14 protein-coding genes are annotated in these 16,360 nt (G+C 53.1%); 6 read left to right on the plus strand and 8 right to left on the minus strand.

Going from position 1 to position 16,360, the window contains the following annotated elements:
- The first annotated feature begins 116 nt into the window (after nt 1-116).
- Entirely contained in the window at nt 117-1,619 is a 1,503-nt protein-coding gene (locus tag Q0824_RS01665) for an NAD(P)/FAD-dependent oxidoreductase (RefSeq protein WP_298447032.1), read from the plus strand.
- A 30-nt stretch (nt 1,620-1,649) separates the two neighbouring features.
- Nucleotides 1,650-2,465: an alpha/beta hydrolase gene (locus Q0824_RS01670; RefSeq protein WP_298447033.1), complete on the plus strand. Its 816-nt coding sequence runs from the start codon at nt 1,650-1,652 to the stop codon at nt 2,463-2,465.
- Between the two features lie 3 nt (nt 2,466-2,468).
- Here the strand turns inward: Q0824_RS01670 and Q0824_RS01675 are convergent, their stop codons facing one another.
- The 7 genes from Q0824_RS01675 to Q0824_RS01705 form a co-directional block, all read right to left on the minus strand.
- Nucleotides 2,469-2,924 carry a DUF302 domain-containing protein gene (locus Q0824_RS01675; protein WP_298447034.1) on the minus strand — a complete coding sequence of 152 codons (456 nt, stop codon included), beginning with the start codon at nt 2,922-2,924 and terminating at the stop codon, nt 2,469-2,471.
- A gap of 89 nt (nt 2,925-3,013) precedes the next feature.
- Nucleotides 3,014-4,285 carry a TRAP transporter large permease gene (locus Q0824_RS01680; RefSeq protein ID WP_298447035.1) on the minus strand — a complete coding sequence of 424 codons (1,272 nt, stop codon included), beginning with the start codon at nt 4,283-4,285 and terminating at the stop codon, nt 3,014-3,016.
- Nucleotides 4,285-4,848 (minus strand): TRAP transporter small permease, encoded by a 564-nt coding sequence (locus Q0824_RS01685; protein WP_298447036.1) that lies wholly within the window; start codon nt 4,846-4,848, stop codon nt 4,285-4,287. Before Q0824_RS01685 ends, Q0824_RS01680 begins: the two co-directional genes overlap by 1 nt.
- Nucleotides 4,849-4,929: 81 nt before the next feature.
- Complete coding sequence (dctP, locus tag Q0824_RS01690) at nt 4,930-5,919, minus strand: TRAP transporter substrate-binding protein DctP (protein ID WP_298447037.1); 990 nt, start codon at nt 5,917-5,919, stop codon at nt 4,930-4,932.
- A gap of 52 nt (nt 5,920-5,971) precedes the next feature.
- Nucleotides 5,972-6,919 (minus strand): hydroxymethylglutaryl-CoA lyase, encoded by a 948-nt coding sequence (locus tag Q0824_RS01695; RefSeq protein WP_298449480.1) that lies wholly within the window; start codon nt 6,917-6,919, stop codon nt 5,972-5,974.
- An 11-nt stretch (nt 6,920-6,930) separates the two neighbouring features.
- Nucleotides 6,931-8,160: a CaiB/BaiF CoA-transferase family protein gene (locus tag Q0824_RS01700; RefSeq protein ID WP_298447038.1), complete on the minus strand. Its 1,230-nt coding sequence runs from the start codon at nt 8,158-8,160 to the stop codon at nt 6,931-6,933.
- A gap of 120 nt (nt 8,161-8,280) precedes the next feature.
- On the minus strand, nt 8,281-9,168 hold the full coding sequence (locus tag Q0824_RS01705) for a LysR family transcriptional regulator (RefSeq protein ID WP_298447039.1): 888 nt from the start codon (nt 9,166-9,168) through the stop codon (nt 8,281-8,283).
- Between the two features lie 164 nt (nt 9,169-9,332).
- Here Q0824_RS01705 and sstT point away from each other — a divergent pair, with 164 nt between their 5' ends.
- Nucleotides 9,333-10,556, plus strand: a complete 1,224-nt coding sequence (sstT, locus tag Q0824_RS01710) for a serine/threonine transporter SstT (RefSeq protein WP_298447040.1) — start codon at nt 9,333-9,335, stop codon at nt 10,554-10,556.
- A 31-nt stretch (nt 10,557-10,587) separates the two neighbouring features.
- On the opposite strand, the gene Q0824_RS01715 is transcribed toward sstT, so the two are convergent.
- The gene (locus Q0824_RS01715; RefSeq protein ID WP_298447041.1) at nt 10,588-11,226 is read right to left on the minus strand and encodes a TetR family transcriptional regulator; all 639 of its coding nucleotides are present in this window, start codon (nt 11,224-11,226) and stop codon (nt 10,588-10,590) included.
- Nucleotides 11,227-11,328: 102 nt separating this feature from the next.
- Between Q0824_RS01715 and Q0824_RS01720 the strand changes: the two genes are divergently transcribed.
- The 3 genes from Q0824_RS01720 to Q0824_RS01730 are packed head-to-tail and all read left to right on the plus strand — an operon-like array spanning nt 11,329 to nt 16,266.
- Nucleotides 11,329-12,120, plus strand: a complete 792-nt coding sequence (locus Q0824_RS01720; protein ID WP_298447042.1) for a MipA/OmpV family protein — start codon at nt 11,329-11,331, stop codon at nt 12,118-12,120.
- Nucleotides 12,121-12,145: 25 nt separating this feature from the next.
- Nucleotides 12,146-13,225 (plus strand): efflux RND transporter periplasmic adaptor subunit, encoded by a 1,080-nt coding sequence (locus Q0824_RS01725; protein WP_298447043.1) that lies wholly within the window; start codon nt 12,146-12,148, stop codon nt 13,223-13,225.
- Nucleotides 13,225-16,266 (plus strand): efflux RND transporter permease subunit, encoded by a 3,042-nt coding sequence (locus tag Q0824_RS01730; protein WP_298447044.1) that lies wholly within the window; start codon nt 13,225-13,227, stop codon nt 16,264-16,266. Before Q0824_RS01725 ends, Q0824_RS01730 begins: the two co-directional genes overlap by 1 nt.
- Nucleotides 16,267-16,360 lie beyond the last annotated feature (94 nt).

A 16,360-nucleotide genomic window follows, 5' to 3' on the forward strand; every position in this document is an offset into this window, starting at 1 on the left:
GCGGATCAGGTGTCGTGATTTATTAAAAACTTGTCTCGTTTTGTCAATATTGTAAAGGCGGCGTTTGCGAGAATCAAAATTAACGTTGGTTGACTAATAACAAGAAGGACACTCAGATGACTACCAAACACTACGACATCATTATTATCGGTGCTGGGCTCTCCGGCATTGGAACGGCAAGCCACATTGCCCGGGAACACCCCGGAAAATCTATGGCGATATTGGAACGTCGAGAAAATGTGGGTGGCACTTGGGATCTGTTCCGTTATCCCGGCATACGTTCCGATTCCGACATGGCGAGTTTCGGGTTTAACTTCAAACCTTGGTATTCCGACAAAGTGCTGGCCCAGGGTGATGGTATTCGTGAGTATGTGCGTGAAACAGCACAAGAGTTTGGGTTGTACGAGAAAATCCACTTTGGCCTCAAACTCAAAAACTCTGATTGGTCCACCAAAGATCAAAAGTGGGTCCTCACCTCTGTGCAGGAAGCCACCGGCGAAGAGAAGGTATTGAGCTGCAACTTCCTCGTTAACTGTGCCGGGTATTACAACTTCGATCAGGGCTACCGCCCAAGCTTCCCCAAGGAAGAGCTCTTTAGCGGGGACATCGTTCATCCCCAGAGCTTGCCTGAAGATTTCGATTACAGTGGTAAAAAAGTGGTGGTCATCGGCAGTGGGGCTACGGCAATAACACTGGTACCGGCCATGGCGGATAAAGCGGCAAAAGTCACCATGCTGCAACGCTCACCCAGCTACATTATGTCTTTGCCGAACACCGATAAAATTTCCATGGTGTTGAACAAAATTTTGCCAAAAGCCTGGGTCTTCAAACTGGCCCGTCGGCGCAACATCCTATTCCAGCGTGCTATTTACCTGGCTTGCCAGCGTTGGCCCAATGCGATGCGCAAGATGTTTTTGTCGCACATGTACAAACATGCGCCAAACGTAGATAAACGCCACCTTACACCTGAGTACATGCCTTGGGACCAGCGCTTGTGTGCGGCGCCCGATGGCGACTTTTTCGAAAGTTTGAACTCCGGTAAGGCGGAGATGGTAACCGACCACATCGACCGATTTGATGAAACGGGCATTGTGTTGAAATCCGGCCAGCATATCGAAGCAGATATTGTGGTTGCGGCCACTGGGCTGAATGTTCAGCTGATGGGTGGATCAACACTCAGTATCGACAACGAAGAAGTGAATCTGCCTGGGAAAATGGCCTACAAGGGCATTTTGATTCAGGACGTACCCAATTACGGGTGGATTTTTGGCTATACCAACGCGCCCTGGACCCTCAAGTGCGATATTGGTGGGCGCTATTTGTGTCGTCTGCTCGCCCACATGGACAAAGCGGGAATGCGAGTCGCCACAGCAATAGACACAGGGAATAACGCGACCGATGCCAGCGTGCTGGAAGGGTTTGCACCTGGCTATATCATGCGGGCAATCGACCAAATGCCCCGGCAGGGTAAGGCCGACCCCTGGAGGATAACCATGCATTACGGTAAGGATAAAAAAATGCTGGTTAACGACCCTGTGGATGATGGGAACGTGCAGTTTGAAGCTGCAGCTTCCGCATCCTCCCGGGAGTCAGATCTTCAGCAAGCCGCTACGGCCTGAGGCCAACCTACGATAAAAAGAGGGAAGGGTATGGATAAGGTGCACAGCGATAAGCCGACGGTCTTACTGATTCACGGGATGTGGAGCGATCAGAACACTCTGAGCGATGTTAAAGAGGCTTTTGTTGCTCAAGGGTATACTGCGGATTCTCTGTGCCTCCCATACCATGTCCCCAAAGCCGAGCATACGGAGGCCAGCCGTGCGAAACTGGCCAAAACCCGCGTACAGGATTATGTGGCATATATTGTCGAGCAGGTGGAACGCCTGGATGCCCCGCCCATTCTGGTAGGGCATTCAATGGGCGCGCTCTTGGCCCAGTTGGTGGCCGCCCAGGTACCCTGTGATCGGTTGGTTCTCTTATCCTCCGCGCCACCGGCAGGCATAAACGGCCTGAGCAGGTCGGCAATTCGAACCTTGGGGCGCAACCTGTTGCGATTCCCCTTGTGGAAGAAGGTGACTGAAGTCGGGCTGAGCAATGTGGAGTACGGCATTGCGAATGCCCAAAGTGCGGCTGTACAGAGGGACATATACGAAAGCTGCACTTATGAATCTGGTATGGCCACTTTCCAGATTAGCATTGGCTCTTTGCTGGGGCGCAGGTCTGCCACATACGTGAACACTCAGAGCATCGAGTGCCCGGTTCTGATAGTGGGTGGATCCGCCGATAGAATTACACCCATAACTATTCAGCGCAGCATGGCTAAACGCTTCGGGAAGCAAGCTTCCTTGATCGAAATAGAAAATTGCTGCCACTGGACGGTGGGTGGGGCATATTTCCCGGAGGTTCGGGTTGAGATATTCCAGTGGCTGGAGGCTAAAGCTAACTCCCAGCCACATACGGGCTAGCCCTTACTGTGGCGCCAATGCCGCCTTTACAAAACTTGCCAGTGCACCGCCAAGCTTCTCAGCTACCGCGCATTCGGGCACCTCATGGCGCTTGGCCAAATACGTCGGGTCGTTGTAACCCAGCCATACTTGTCCTGATTCGTCTTCCCAAACCAGGGCCTTGAGTGGCAGGTCTATGCCGACAGTTTGTGCGCACTTCATGAATGGGGTTCCCCCCTGTGCATTGCCGAAAATCAGCAACTCAGTAGGCCTGAGCGCCATACCTGCTTTTTCAGCCCCTGCTGCATGATCTATGCGCGCGAAAACGTTCAAGCCTTTGCCTTTCACAACGTCTTCGAACTTGTTCATGGTTTCTTCAGCGCTGTAGGGGCTCTTAACCGAAATCAGGCCATCAGCGGCTTGGGCTTGGGCGAAAGCCATAACCAGCAAGAGTGCGACAGCGTACTTGATTGTCTTCATGATCCACCTCGATGACGATGTTTGTGCCTGTAGTACGACTTTGTGTCGTACGTGGTTTTTAATTCAGCCTATCACCTGGCTTGCCTTCGTTATAGGTAGAAGGGCAAGTAAAGCGCCACAATCGGGAAGAAGTAAACGATCAGCAAGCAGCCAAACATCATAATGATGAATGGCCATACGCCTCGCACCACGTCCATCACTTTCCCCCCGGCGACGGCCTGTATCACGAACAGGTTTAGCCCTACGGGTGGGGTTATCAAAGCGCACTCGATCATAATCACGAAAATGATGCCGAACCAGATGGGGTCTATGCCCAGCGGTGCCAGTGAAGGGTAGAGCACCGGCATCATAATCAGCAGCATGGATATGGATTCCAGGAAGAATCCCATCACCAGCAATACCAGACACACCGCTAGGATGAACAGGCCAGCACTGCCAATGTGCATGGTGACGAACATCGAGATGTCTTGCGGGATCTGATACAGGGTGATGGCCTTACCGAACACTTTGGCACCGGCCATGATGATGAAGATGGTGATCGTGGTTTTCATGGTGTCGATGCAGGCCTTCTTGAAGCGCTCCCAGTTCATTGTTTTCAATGCGAGAACAATGATCAACGAGAGAGCCACACCGATGGCTGCAGATTCTGTCGGCGTGAACACGCCTGCATAGATACCGCCAATAATAATGACAGCCAGAATGATGATGGGCAGAGCCCGCCAGGTGGCTGCAAGACGTTCACTTTTAGTGGCCTTGGGCACTGGTGTGCAGGCCTTGCCAAGCGTTGCGTAGAGAAAACTGAAGATAATAAAACTGCCGGCCATTATCAGCCCGGGCACTATGCCAGCCAAAAACAGGTCGACAATGGATTCCTCGGTAATAACGCCGTATACGATCATCGGGATCGATGGTGGGATAAGAATGCCGAGGGTACCGCCGGCGGCGATCAAGCCCAACACAAAGGGGCGGTGGTATCCGCGATCGGTCATTTCCTTGATGGCGACACTGCCAATGGTGGCGGCGGTGGCAACAGACGATCCGGAGATTGCAGAAAAGATAGTACACGAGGCGATGGTTGCGATTCCCAAGCCGCCGGGCCAATGCCCAACCCAGGTTTGAACCGCGTTGAACAAATCTTTGCCGACGCCGCCTTGCAGTAGAATGTTAGACATCAACAGGAAGAGCGGAACAGACAGCAGAATAAAGCTGTCGAATGAGGAGTACATGGCCATGGGCACCATCAAAGGTGACATGTCGGCCAGTAGCAGCATGCCAAGCCCCAGCCCGCCCAGTACAAATCCCACGGGTACGCCAGACAGCAACAACATCAATAGGGCGAATATAATCAGAGCAACAGTCATCAGACATGAACCTCTTCAGAAGGCTGAATGTGCCCTGTTATTACAAGCGCTGCCTCTGTGAGGCATTGAACAAAAAGAAGGCCAAAGCCCACTGGAATAGCGCTTTTAGTGATCCACATTGGCATGCCCAGCATGGATGCGGATGCGGCATTTATTGCAACAGCATCTTTGACGATATACACGCCGTACCAGGTGACCCAGCCTGAAAACAACGCAACAACAAGCAACGACCACAGTTCTGCGGCCGCTCGCATGTGAGGGCCAAAGCGGCTGATTAACATGTCGATACGGATCAACGCCTGGTGCTGGAGCAGCCAGCTTGCGCCCAGACAGGAAGCCCAGATTTGGCAAAGTAGCGAGAGATCTTCTACCCAGATAGTTGGGGACAAGAATACGTAACGGGCTATGACCTCATAGGTGATCATGGCCGCGATCACGGCAAATAAAGCTGCAGCGAGTCGTCCGCAAAGGGTAACCACTGCATGATTAATACGCACCCAGGCCGAGGGATGGCTTGCGCGCCAGGCCTGTGGGTCTTTTGATGTGGCGTTGTTAGTTGACATGGATAATCCCGACAACAGAAAAAACAAACAATAACGGACGCCTGCACAGCAAGCGCCCGTATACGGGAGGTAGTGTTTAGATCAGAGCGCGTTTGCGGCTTCGATCACTTGCTCACCCAATGGGCCTGCGTTTTCGAGGAAGCTCTTCAGCACAGGGCGGGTTGCCTCCTGCCATTTGGCGATATCTTCCGGGGTGAGATCAATCACGTTCATTTCTTTGCGGGCATCTGCAATGGCATCGGCTTCAAGTGACTGAATCTTGTCGCGCAGTTGCTTCTCCACCTTTGCCGCCGCGTTTTGCAGAATGGTCTGTTCTTTCTCCTTCAAACCCTGCCAGGTTTCCTCGTTAATAAGCGTCATGAACTCAATGTTGGCGTGGTTGGTCAGGGTGAGGTGGTCCATAACCTGATACAGCTTGCGAGGGCCAACAGCGGTAACACCGGTCATGCCTGCATCAACGGTTCCGCGCTGGTACGCCAGGAACTGCTCGGAACCGGCCATTACGGTAGGTGCGGCACCAACAGATTTGGCGAATTCACCAAGAGTTTTACCGAACACGCGTACTTTCATGCCCTTCATGTCGTCTGGCTGCTGAATAGGCTTTTTCTTGGAGAGCAGTGCAACGCCACCATAAGCCTGCCACCACAGAGGGCGAGCGCCGGTTTTGATGATTTCGTCGTCTAACAAGGTGCGCACGGGGCTGCCGGGTTCCGTAGCTTTAACGACTTTCTCGTTTGTAGGGAACATGAAGGGTACGTAGAACACATCGACTGCAGGGATGGTGCCCGCCATCTGGGTAACGCTGATTACGCCCATTTCAATGGCGCCAGAACTCACGGCGTTGTGAACTTCTTTGTCTTTATAGAGCTGTGCGGCTGGGAAAATCTGAATCTTTATATCGCCATTACTGGTGCTTTCAACTTCGTTTTTGAAGTCGACCAGGTTTTGACCCAGGTGGTGCTTCAAGGGCAGTTGCAGCGTTACTTTCAGGGTGGTTGCTGCAAGTGCAGGCATGGCTGCGCCGAGGGTGCAGGCCAATACGCCTGAGTAGAGGAGGTGCTTTAGTTTCATGTTGGTTAGATCCTTATTGTTGGCTGTTTTTGGTTTTTTTAGGGTGGCCTGATCAGCTGCGGCCGTCTTGCATCAATTCTTTTACGGACTGTGGGAGCGGGCGAGTGTCGTTGCGCTTTCCAGCTTTGCGAACCTGTCCGGGAAGGTCATGGTTAACGATTTCTTCCATGCGTTGGGATTGTAGCAACAAACCATCAAGATCTACGCCGCTATCCAGCCCCATTTCATTCAGCATGTGCACCAGGTCTTCGGTACAAATGTTGCCAGTAGCTCCAGGGGCGAATGGGCAACCGCCGAGCCCGCCGAGCGACGCATCGAACTGGTCAACCCCGGCAGCCAGAGCTGCGTACACGTTCGCAAGCCCAAGGCCGCGGGTGTTATGAAAGTGCAGTGTCAGTTCCAGATCTGGCCAGCGTTTGCGAACTTCCTCGCACAGTGATTGCACCTGATTGGGTACGGCCATGCCGGTGGTGTCGGCGAGGGTCAGGCTATGGAGTCCGCGCGTCAGGTAGGCATCAACAAAACGCAGTATGCGTTCCTGTGACTGCTGGCCTTCAAACGGGCAGCCAAAGGTAGTTGCCAGAGAGCCGTTCAGCCGCATGGGGGTGCCCGATGTCATCTCCGCAATGTCTTTGAACTGCTGCAACGACTGATCACAGGTCATGCGCATATTCGCCAGGTTATGGCTTTCGCTGACCGACATGACCAGGTTAATTTCGTCCACGCCAAGCTCCAGTGCTCGGGCGCAGCCTTTTTGATTGGGCACCAAGGCGACGTAGTGGGTTGGAGTATCCTTCCGGATGCCCTGAAAAACCTCTGCGGCATCGCTAAGATTGGGTACCGCGCGGGGCGATACAAACGAGCTGACCTCAATCTTGTTCAGCCCCAGATCGGCCAGGGCGTTGATGAGTTCAATTTTTGTGTCTGTTGGTACGAACGCCGGTTCGCTCTGGAATCCATCCCGAGTGACCACTTCGTTAACGAATATTCGTTTCGGCAGGTCGGCAGACATCAGATCACCTCCTTAATTTTGAGGGCCTGAATATCGTCATCGGAATAGCCCAGGCTGGCCAGTATTTCGCTGTTATGTTCGCCAAGGCTTGGGCCCACCCAGCGGGTTGCTCCGGGGGTGCCGCTCAGTTTTGGCACTATGCCCGGCAACGAAATCTCGCCACCACCAGGTAGAGGCCGTTCGACGATCATTTCTCTGGCGCGGAAATGGGGATCTTCAAAAATTTCGGCTGCGGTGTTAATTCCGCTGGAGGGAACCGCTGCGTTTTCCAGAACGGCCAGGGCGTCTGCAAGGTTATGCTGGGAGGTCCAGGCCTCTATGGCTTCATCCAGTTCATCACTGCGCTTCGCCCGGCCATCGTTATGGGTCAGCTCGGGATCGTCCGCCAGATCGGGGCGGTCAATAGCGTTCATCAGTCGTTTGAAAATGCTGTCGCTGTTGGCGGCAATGACGATGTATCGGTCGTCCCGGCTGCGATAGGTGCTGGAAGGAGCAATGCCGGGCATGCTGGCACCGGTACGTTCCCGAACAAAGCCAAACATGCCGTATTCCGGAATCAGGCTTTCCATAACGCCGAAAACCGCTTCGTACAAAGCTACGTCAACGAACTGCCCCTTACCACCGTTAACCTTTAGGTGATGCATTGCCATCATTGCGCCGATCACGCCATATAAAGAGGCCAGGGTGTCGCCAATGCTGATGCCGGCGCGAACCGGTGGGCGGTCGGGATAGCCTGCAAGATGGCGCATGCCACCAATTGATTCTGCAATCGCTGCAAAGCCTGGGCGTGCTGCGTAGGGGCCATCCTGGCCGTAGCCTGATACGCGAATCATGATCAGTGCAGGATTAATAGCCGACAGCTGCTCCCATCCGAGATTCCACTTTTCCAGTGTGCCGGGGCGAAAGTTTTCGATAACGATATCGCACTCTTCGACCAGCTTGTGAATCACAGCCTGAGCTTCGGGATCTTTCAGGTTGAGCGTAAGAGATTTTTTGTTTCGGCTCTGGGAGTACCACCATAGCGAGGTGTCGTTGTGCATTTTGCGCCAACGCCGTAGAGGGTCGCCGGTACCCGGTGGCTCTACCTTTATAACATCTGCACCGAACTGGGCAAGGATGCTGGCGGCATAAGGGCCTGCAATCAGTGATCCCAGCTCAAGCACGCGAACGCCTTCAAGGGGTTGCGGTGTTTTCTCCTGATCCCCTTGGCAGGAAGATTCCTTGGTCATGTTCATCTCACATTGAATGGCATTGTTATCGTGTTGTTTTACAAAATAATGAGCCGGGAGGGAGAAATAACAAAATGGTTAAATGTGAGCCTGCCATCTCGAAATACGATGGCCGGAGTATTAGCAGGGCGTCAGGTGTTCGAGCAAACGCAATGTTGCATGGGATAAGGGGTGTTGGTTGCTGGTGCACAGTTTAAGTTTTCGGCTTGCCCAGCTGTCATTCAGTGGGATGACCTTAACACGATGGGTGGTCGCATAAGGTTGCGCGATGTCCTGAGGCATGATGCCAATCCCGGGATCCTGTTCAACCATGCGTAGCAACGCTTCGTAACTTGTGACCTGAATGCGCATGCGAAAGGCCTTCTCAGCGGCAGCTGCGGCTTGCAACAACTTATTGTTGATCGCACTGCCAGTGTGCAAGCCTACATAATCGTATTGCAGGGTTTCGATAAAGCTCAGGCTGTCGGCTTGGCTGAGGGGGTGCTGGTTGGCGGTAATCAAGGCTAGCCGGTCGGACTGGTAAGGGTAAATGTTCAGGTTTTCTGTGTTGCCAAATACCTCGGTAAAAATGCCAATGTCTGCCTGGTTTTGCGCTACCGTTTCAATGATTTCAGAACTGATGCGTTCTTCCAATTGAATCTGGATAAAAGGATGCTGGTCCAGAAACGCCTTTAACTGGCCGGGTAAGAATTGCGTGATCGCTGAAATATTGGCGACGATTCGAACTTCTCCCCGAATACCTTGGGAGTATTCATGCATACGTGCATGAACCTCTTCTAGCTGATGCAGTACCCCTCTTGATAGCTGTGCGAGAGCCTTTCCCGCCTGAGTGCCCCCAACGCCTCTGTTGGTGCGAACCAGCAACTGCGTGTTGAGGCTGGTTTCGAGCTCACTGATGCGCTTACTGATGGCTGAGGCGGCAATGAATTCTTGCTCAGCCACCGCAGCAATTGTGCCGGTTTCCAAAACGCGCACAAACAGCCGCAATGAGGTGGGGTCCAAATGCATACACAGGCTCCGGGAGGGTTCGCCGTTGATTCTATGGGTTTGGGCTGAAAAAGAAAGTGCAGGGCGGATCTAACGCCTCCCCGCATTAACGAGCGGGCTCTCTATGCGGTACTATGTGCACCCACTAAGCATCCATTCCTTTGAAAGAGCAGCGTGAGGTTTCCATGTTTTCTGCACTGAGCAACTTATTTCGACCTTTAATGCGTTTGGGGCTGGTTGCTCAAATTGCGCTTGGTATTGTCGCAGGCGTGTTACTGGTGATCATATCGCCTGACGCTGCCAGTTCAGTGGCTATACTTGGCCAACTGTTCGTGAAGGCTTTGAAAGCCGTAGCCCCGGTGTTGGTATTTGTTTTGGTGGCTGCGGCCATTGCCGGCCACACGCAGGGGCAACCGACCCACATACGTGGTGTGTTGTTGCTTTATATAATAGGGACGCTTGTTGCAGCAGTGGTTGCTGTGGTCGCCAGCTTTTTGATTCCAACTCAGCTGTCGCTGGACTTGAGTGGGGTCAGCGGTAACCCGCCTTCAAACATCGGCCAAATCCTGAAAAACCTTGTGCTAAGCGCAGTCAACAACCCTGTCAGGGCGCTGATGGAATCCAATTTCATTGCCATACTTGTTTGGGCGGTTGGGCTAGGCTTTATGCTGCGCACTGCGAGCGATACCACTCGCCGGGGGCTCGAGGACTTGTCTGAGGCAATCTCGGGGATTGTGCGTGGCGTGATTAGCCTTGCGCCTTTGGGTATTTTCGGGTTGGTTGCCAACACACTTGCAGAGTCTGGCATCAGTGCTTTGCTGGGTTACGGTCAACTACTCGCTGTTATTGTTGGCTGTATGTTGTTTGTGGCACTGGTTACGAATCCACTTATCGTGTTCTGGCAGATTCGAAGCAACCCCTATCCTTTGGTGTTTGAGTGCTTGCGTGGTAGTGCGATTACTGCATTTTTTACGCGCAGTTCCGCAGCTAATATTCCTGTTAACCTTGAGCTGGCTGAGCGCCTGAAGCTCGACCCCGACACCTATACAATTTCTATCCCTCTTGGCGCTACGGTGAACATGGCGGGCGCTGCTATTACCATTTCTGTGATTTCCCTCGCGACTGCACACACGCTTGGAATTCCGGTGGATTTTGGAACGGCGCTCCTGCTCTGCGTTGTGTCGGCATTGGCGGCTTGCGGCGTATCCGGTGTTGCCGGCGGATCACTTTTGTTAATTCCCTTGGCCACCAGCCTGTTTGGAATTCCAGCGGAAGTGGCCATGCAGGCAGTTGCAATTGGCTTTGTTATCAGCGTGGTTCAGGATTCAGCCGAGACAGCGCTGAATTCCTCTACCGACGTATTGTTCACTGCTGCGGCGTGTTATCGGGCAGATGCCAAAGAAGGTTGAATGCCCGGCAATGCGTTGTTCGCCACGTTTTTTAGCGAAGCAAAAAATGATCGGGCAGCTGTGCAAAAAACAGATCGATCAGGTGCGCGGTCTGCCTCTTCAGTTCAAAGCTTTCCGGCATTAATAACCATAGATAGAGCGCACCCGTTACCTGAGCCTGAAGGTGGACTATGGCGCTCTCTATATCCAGATTCTCAGGCAGGATTTTCTCCTGCATAGCGGTACCAAAGGTTTTTCGCATTCTTGCAGATCCGATCAGGGCATTTTCTTTTAGCAAGGTGCCAATGGGCTCACTCTGGGCTGTAATTTCGCATTTCTGGAATATGATTTCATACACCCTGCGGCGATTCGGGTTGCATTCGATTTCGTTAATGACGAACAGAATGGATTCCCGTAGGCGGGCCAGGGGATCCTGCTGGTCGGCGCCTGTCGTGCGATCCATTTCCTGAATTGTTTGCTTGAATGACAGTGTCTGACGATCAAGCATCGCTTTAAAAATATCTTGCTTGTTCTTGAAATGCCAATAGAAAGCGCCTCGGGTTAACTGCGCTTCTTGGGCAATGTCATTCAGCGATGTCTGCGCCACTCCTTTCCGATGGAACACCATTTCTGCCGCATCTATCAATTGCTCCCGGGTCCTTTGGGCGTCCTCTTTTGTACGGCGTGCCATGGAAAATCTCCCTATAGGTATTTTTCCTTTATGCTAACACTTTTATACATACAGTCGTGTATGTATAGTGCTCCACCTTAATTTAATGGTTTGGAGCATGCAGTGAAACGAAGCAAAGCCAGGTATTCGAAAGTGAGCCGCGCAGGCGTGCCGATTGTCTCCGCAATGTTGGCCACATCGGCGTTTGCAGCCAATGTCGGTGGTGCTCCGGAATGGTCTGTGGGTCTTGGATTGGGCGGTGGGTGGTCACCGGAATACCGCGGTGCTGATCGTTATTCTGCAGAGGGGCTGCCCTGGGTGCAGGCGAAAAAAGGCCGGGTATCGATAAATCCGGTTACGGGTGTTAGCTACGATTTGGTGGCCAATGAACGCTGGATGCTGGCGCCCACAATTTCATACGCCCGGGGCCGGGAAAATACCGGCGCTCTTTCTTCATTCGATAATGTGCACGGCAGCCTGATGGCCGGTGTCGTGGTTAATTGGACGAGTAACAACTGGCAACTAAACGGCGATATTGCGGCGCCGGTTAGCGGGGATGTTGAGGGCATTCGAGCGCGGGGCTATCTGCGGTATCGCGGCCAGATTGCCCAGCGGCTGCGGTTTGCAGCTGGCCCTGGAATGTCTTGGGGCAATGAGCGCTGGAACCAATCGTTGTTTGGTGTCTCCGCCGAGGACTCAGCGCGCTCGGGATTAAAAGCCTATACAGCTGATAAGGACTATGTACGGGCCAGTATGAATGGCCGCTTAACCTATCTGATAACCCGGCAGCTGAGTGTGTCAACGGTGGCGCGCTATAGCCGGCTAATCGGGAATGCCGCCGACAGCCCAATTGTTGAAGACGTGGGCGATGCCAATCAATGGCATGGCAGCATGGCGATTAATTATCAATTCTGAGATTTCAGTTAAAGGGCTTCGATTCATGAACCGTTTGTTTTTTCGGTATCTTTCTATCTTTGGGGCACTGGCGCTTCTTGTTGGCACTTCTGGGTGTTCCGTGGACGAGCCGGAACCTGCAACCCATGCCAGCACCACAGCGCGGCCTGCGGCCATTCAAACCATTTCGGGTTCAAATCCAGGAAGCGTAGTGTTCAATGGCGTGGTTCGTGCTGCTGATCGCGCCGAGCTTGCATTTCAGGTTCCTGGCCGGCTGATTGAAATGATGGTTCAGGAGGGAGATCGCGTTGGCAAGGATGAGGTCCTTGCCAAGTTGGACCAGGAGGAATTTCTGCGAGCGGTAAGCTCCGCCAGGGTAGAGTTCGATAAAGCCCAGGCCGATTACGAGCGGGGTGTGCAAATATTCGAGTCAACCCAGGCCATTGCCAAAAGCGATCTCGAAAAGTTGAAGGCCAGTCGGGACCTTGCCAAAAACAGACTCTCTAATGCCCGGCAAGATCATGCAAATACAGCGCTTCGTGCCCCGTTTGAAGGTGTTATCGCAAGCAAGTCTGTTAGCAATTTTCGTAACGTGAATTCTGGCCAGGCTATCTATGTGCTTCACGATCTCAATGATCTTGAGGTGGCAGTGGATGTGCCAAGCCGGATGTTTTTGTCGCCTACCGATCAACGAAAGGCTTTTGCAACGGTTGAGAACGATAGCGGCGAACGCTTGCCTGTGGTTTATAAAAGCCACTCATCGGAATCCGATTCGTTGTCGCAGACGTTTCGCGTAGTTCTCCGGTTTACTGAGCTTAAAGGGCAGAATGTTTTGCCGGGGATGAATGCCCGAATTTACACGGAGGAAAATGGAATTGCTGACCATACGGTTATACAGGTACCGGTTCAGGCCGTGGTGCCCACCAATACCGGCGGGGAGTACGTGTGGCTGGTAAATGATGAGGGGGAAGTTACAAAGAACCCTGTCAAGATTGGCGGCCTGTTGGAAGACACTGTGGTGGTAAAACAGGGTTTGAAACCTGGCGACCGCATAGTGGTTGCGGGTGTTAACGCACTTACGGAAGGCATGAAGGTGCGACCCCTCAAAGAGAAGGGGCAGCCGTAATGAATCTTGCAGCCTACGCCATTCAAAAGCGCACCAGTTTATGGGTCATTATTGTTCTGATTCTGCTGGGCGGGTATCTGAGCTACAACAATCTTGGCCGCTTTGAGGATCCTGAGTTTACCATTCGCAAAGCCGTCATTAACACGTCCTATGAGGGCGCCAGTGCTCAGGATGTAGCCGATGAAGTGACCGATGCCATTGAAGCCGCCGTGCAATCCATGCAGGAGGTAAAAGAGGTGACGTCGGTATCCAAGCAGGGGCGTTCGGAAGTCGACGTTGAGATCAAGCTGGCGTTCTCCAAAACCAAAGCAGAGTTGGAGCAGGTGTGGGACAAGCTGCGGCGCAAGGTGAATGACGCCCAACGGTCTCTGCCTTCCGGTGCCGGGCCATCTTTTGTGAACGATGATTTTGCCGATGTGTACGCGCTTTTCTACGGTATAACCGCGCCTGGCTACAGCAATAAACAGCTACACGAGTACGCCGAATTTTTGAGTAAGGAGCTGGCACTGGTCGGCGGTGTGGCAAAAACTGCCTTGATAGGTCAGCGGGAAGACCGGATCTACATCGAAATCTCCAGCGAACGGCTGGAGAATCTGGGGGTTACCGCGCAGCAGGTATACCAGGTTCTGCAAAAGCAGAACACGATTACAGTGGCAGGTGACGTCAAAGCCGGTTCCATGCGATTGCCAGTGATTCCGGAAAGCGCCGTTGGAAGTTTTGAACAATTGAAAAATCTGCCGCTGGGCATTGGCTCTGATGGCCAAACGGTGAAGCTGAAGAACGTCGCCGATGTGAAAAGAGGGTACCAGGAACCTGCGCAGTTTCTGATGGAATACAATGGCGAACGTGCCATTGGCCTGGGCATTTCCAATGTGTCCGGGGGCAATGTGGTCGAAATGGGTAACGCGGTAAAAGCTCGCCTCGCAGAACTGGACGCTCAGCGGCCCGTGGGCATGGAGTTGAATCCGGTATCCATACAGTCGGATTCCGTACAGGCCTCAATCTCGGATTTTGTCGGCAACCTGGCCGCTGCAGTGGTGATTGTTTTTGTGGTGTTGCTGGCCTTTATCGGTTTGAGATCCGGCGTCATCATTGGCTTTGTGCTGTTGCTCACTGTGGCTGGCACGTTGATTATCATGCTGATAGACGACATTGCCATGCAGCGGGTGTCTCTTGGGGCGCTGATTATTGCACTGGGCATGTTGGTAGATAACGCCATTGTGGTCACCGACGCGGTGCTGGTGAAGCTACGAAACGGTGAAGACCGCTATCAATCGGTTGTGGATGTGGTGCAGTCAACCCGTTGGCCGCTGTTGGGCGGTACGCTGGTGGGTATTCTCGCGTTTAGCGCCATTGGTTTGTCTCCCAGTGATATGGGTGAATACGCGGGCTCACTGTTCTGGGTGATTTTGTATTCCATGGCGCTGAGCTGGCTGTTTTCGGTGACCGTAATTCCGATACTGTGCTACCAGTTTTTGACGGTGAAGCAAACCGATGAACCTGTAAAAGAAGGCCGGATATTAAGGGCTTACCGCCAACTGTTACAGTGGGTTTTGAAGTACAGGAAAACCACCGGCGTTGTGTTGCTGGCTTTGTTTGCTGGGGGGATTGCCGGTACGGGGCTGGTGCCACCGGGCTTCATGCCGGAATCCCAGAGGCCGCAATTTGTGGTGGATGTGTACTTGCCGCAGGGCACGGACATATCCCATACCGCTGATGTGTTGGGCAGTATTGCAGATGATGTAACAACTCATGATGGTGTTACTGATGTAACTTCCTTTATTGGCGGCGGCGGGCTTAGATTCATGCTGACCTATTCGCCAGAACCCCGTAACGCATCCTACGGGCAATTGCTTGTGGACGTGGAAGATGAAAGCCTCATTTCGCCTTTAATAAGCAAGTTGCAGAGCGAACTGACTGAAGCCCATCCAGAGGCTGCAATCAAAGCCTGGAAGTTCATGCTGGGCCGCGGCGGCGACAAGAAAATCGAGGCCGGGTTCAGCGGCCCGGATTCGGCAGTCTTGCGTCAGTTGGCTGAACAAGCCAAAGCGTTAATGGAGCAGAACCCGAACCTGATTGCGGTGCAGGATGACTGGAGGCAGCAGGTGCCGGTTGTGGTGCCAACTTACAACCATTCGCTGCTGCAGAAATTGGGGTTAACTAGCGTTGAGCTTAACCAGGCGGTGGCGCAGACTCTCAATGGCCGCTCTGTAGGCCAGTATCGTGAGGCGGATGACCTTATCCCTCTGGTTGTGCGTGCGCCCTTTGACGAGCGCAGTCGTCAGCGCGCCATCGAGAGCATCAATGTCTACAGTGAAAAACTGGGCGAGTCGGTGCCGGTAAGCCAACTGACCGACTCTGTGCGAGTGGTGTGGCAGGATGCAATGATCCGCCGCGTTGATCGCCAGCCCACCATCATGGTGCAGTCTGATCCCGCACCGGGTATTGCCACCGACCAGGCCTTCACATCCATCCGCGAACAGATTGAAGCCATAGAGCGTCCGCCCGGATACGAACTGACCTGGTACGGTGAGTACAAAGCCTCGCGGGATGCCAACGAAGGGCTTGCCATATCGGCGCCTTACGGGTTCGCCGCCATGATTCTGGTGGTTGTATTCATGTTCAATGCAATTCGACAGCCCCTGGTGATCTGGTGCACCGTGCCTTTTGCTGTGGTGGGAGTGGTGATTGGTCTGGCGTCGTTCCAGGCGGCATTTGAGTTTATGGCGATTTTGGGCTTCCTGAGCCTGATTGGAATGATGGTGAAAAACGCCATTGTATTGGTGGATCAGGCGGATAACGACATCCAGGCAGGCATTGAACCTTTCGACGCTGTAGTACACGCCTCCATCAGCCGGGCGCGGCCCGTTGTTCTGGGAGCCTTGACCACCATTATGGGGGTAGCGCCCTTGCTGATGGACCCATTCTTCAAAAGTATGGCGGTGACCATTATGTTTGGTCTGCTGTTCGCTACGGCGCTCACTCTGGTGGTGATTCCGCTGTTGTACTCCGTATTTTTCCGGATTCAATCCAAGAGCTGAGCTTGCCCTAAAAGCGCTTGGATGAACCAGCACTGAAGTGCACCAGCCGGAGCTGGTTATTTAATCAGCTTCGGTTATTCTAATTGGGTCGGAT

The sequence above is a fragment of the uncultured Marinobacter sp. genome, from assembly GCF_947488835.1.
Classification (GTDB): Bacteria; Pseudomonadota; Gammaproteobacteria; order Pseudomonadales; family Oleiphilaceae; genus Marinobacter.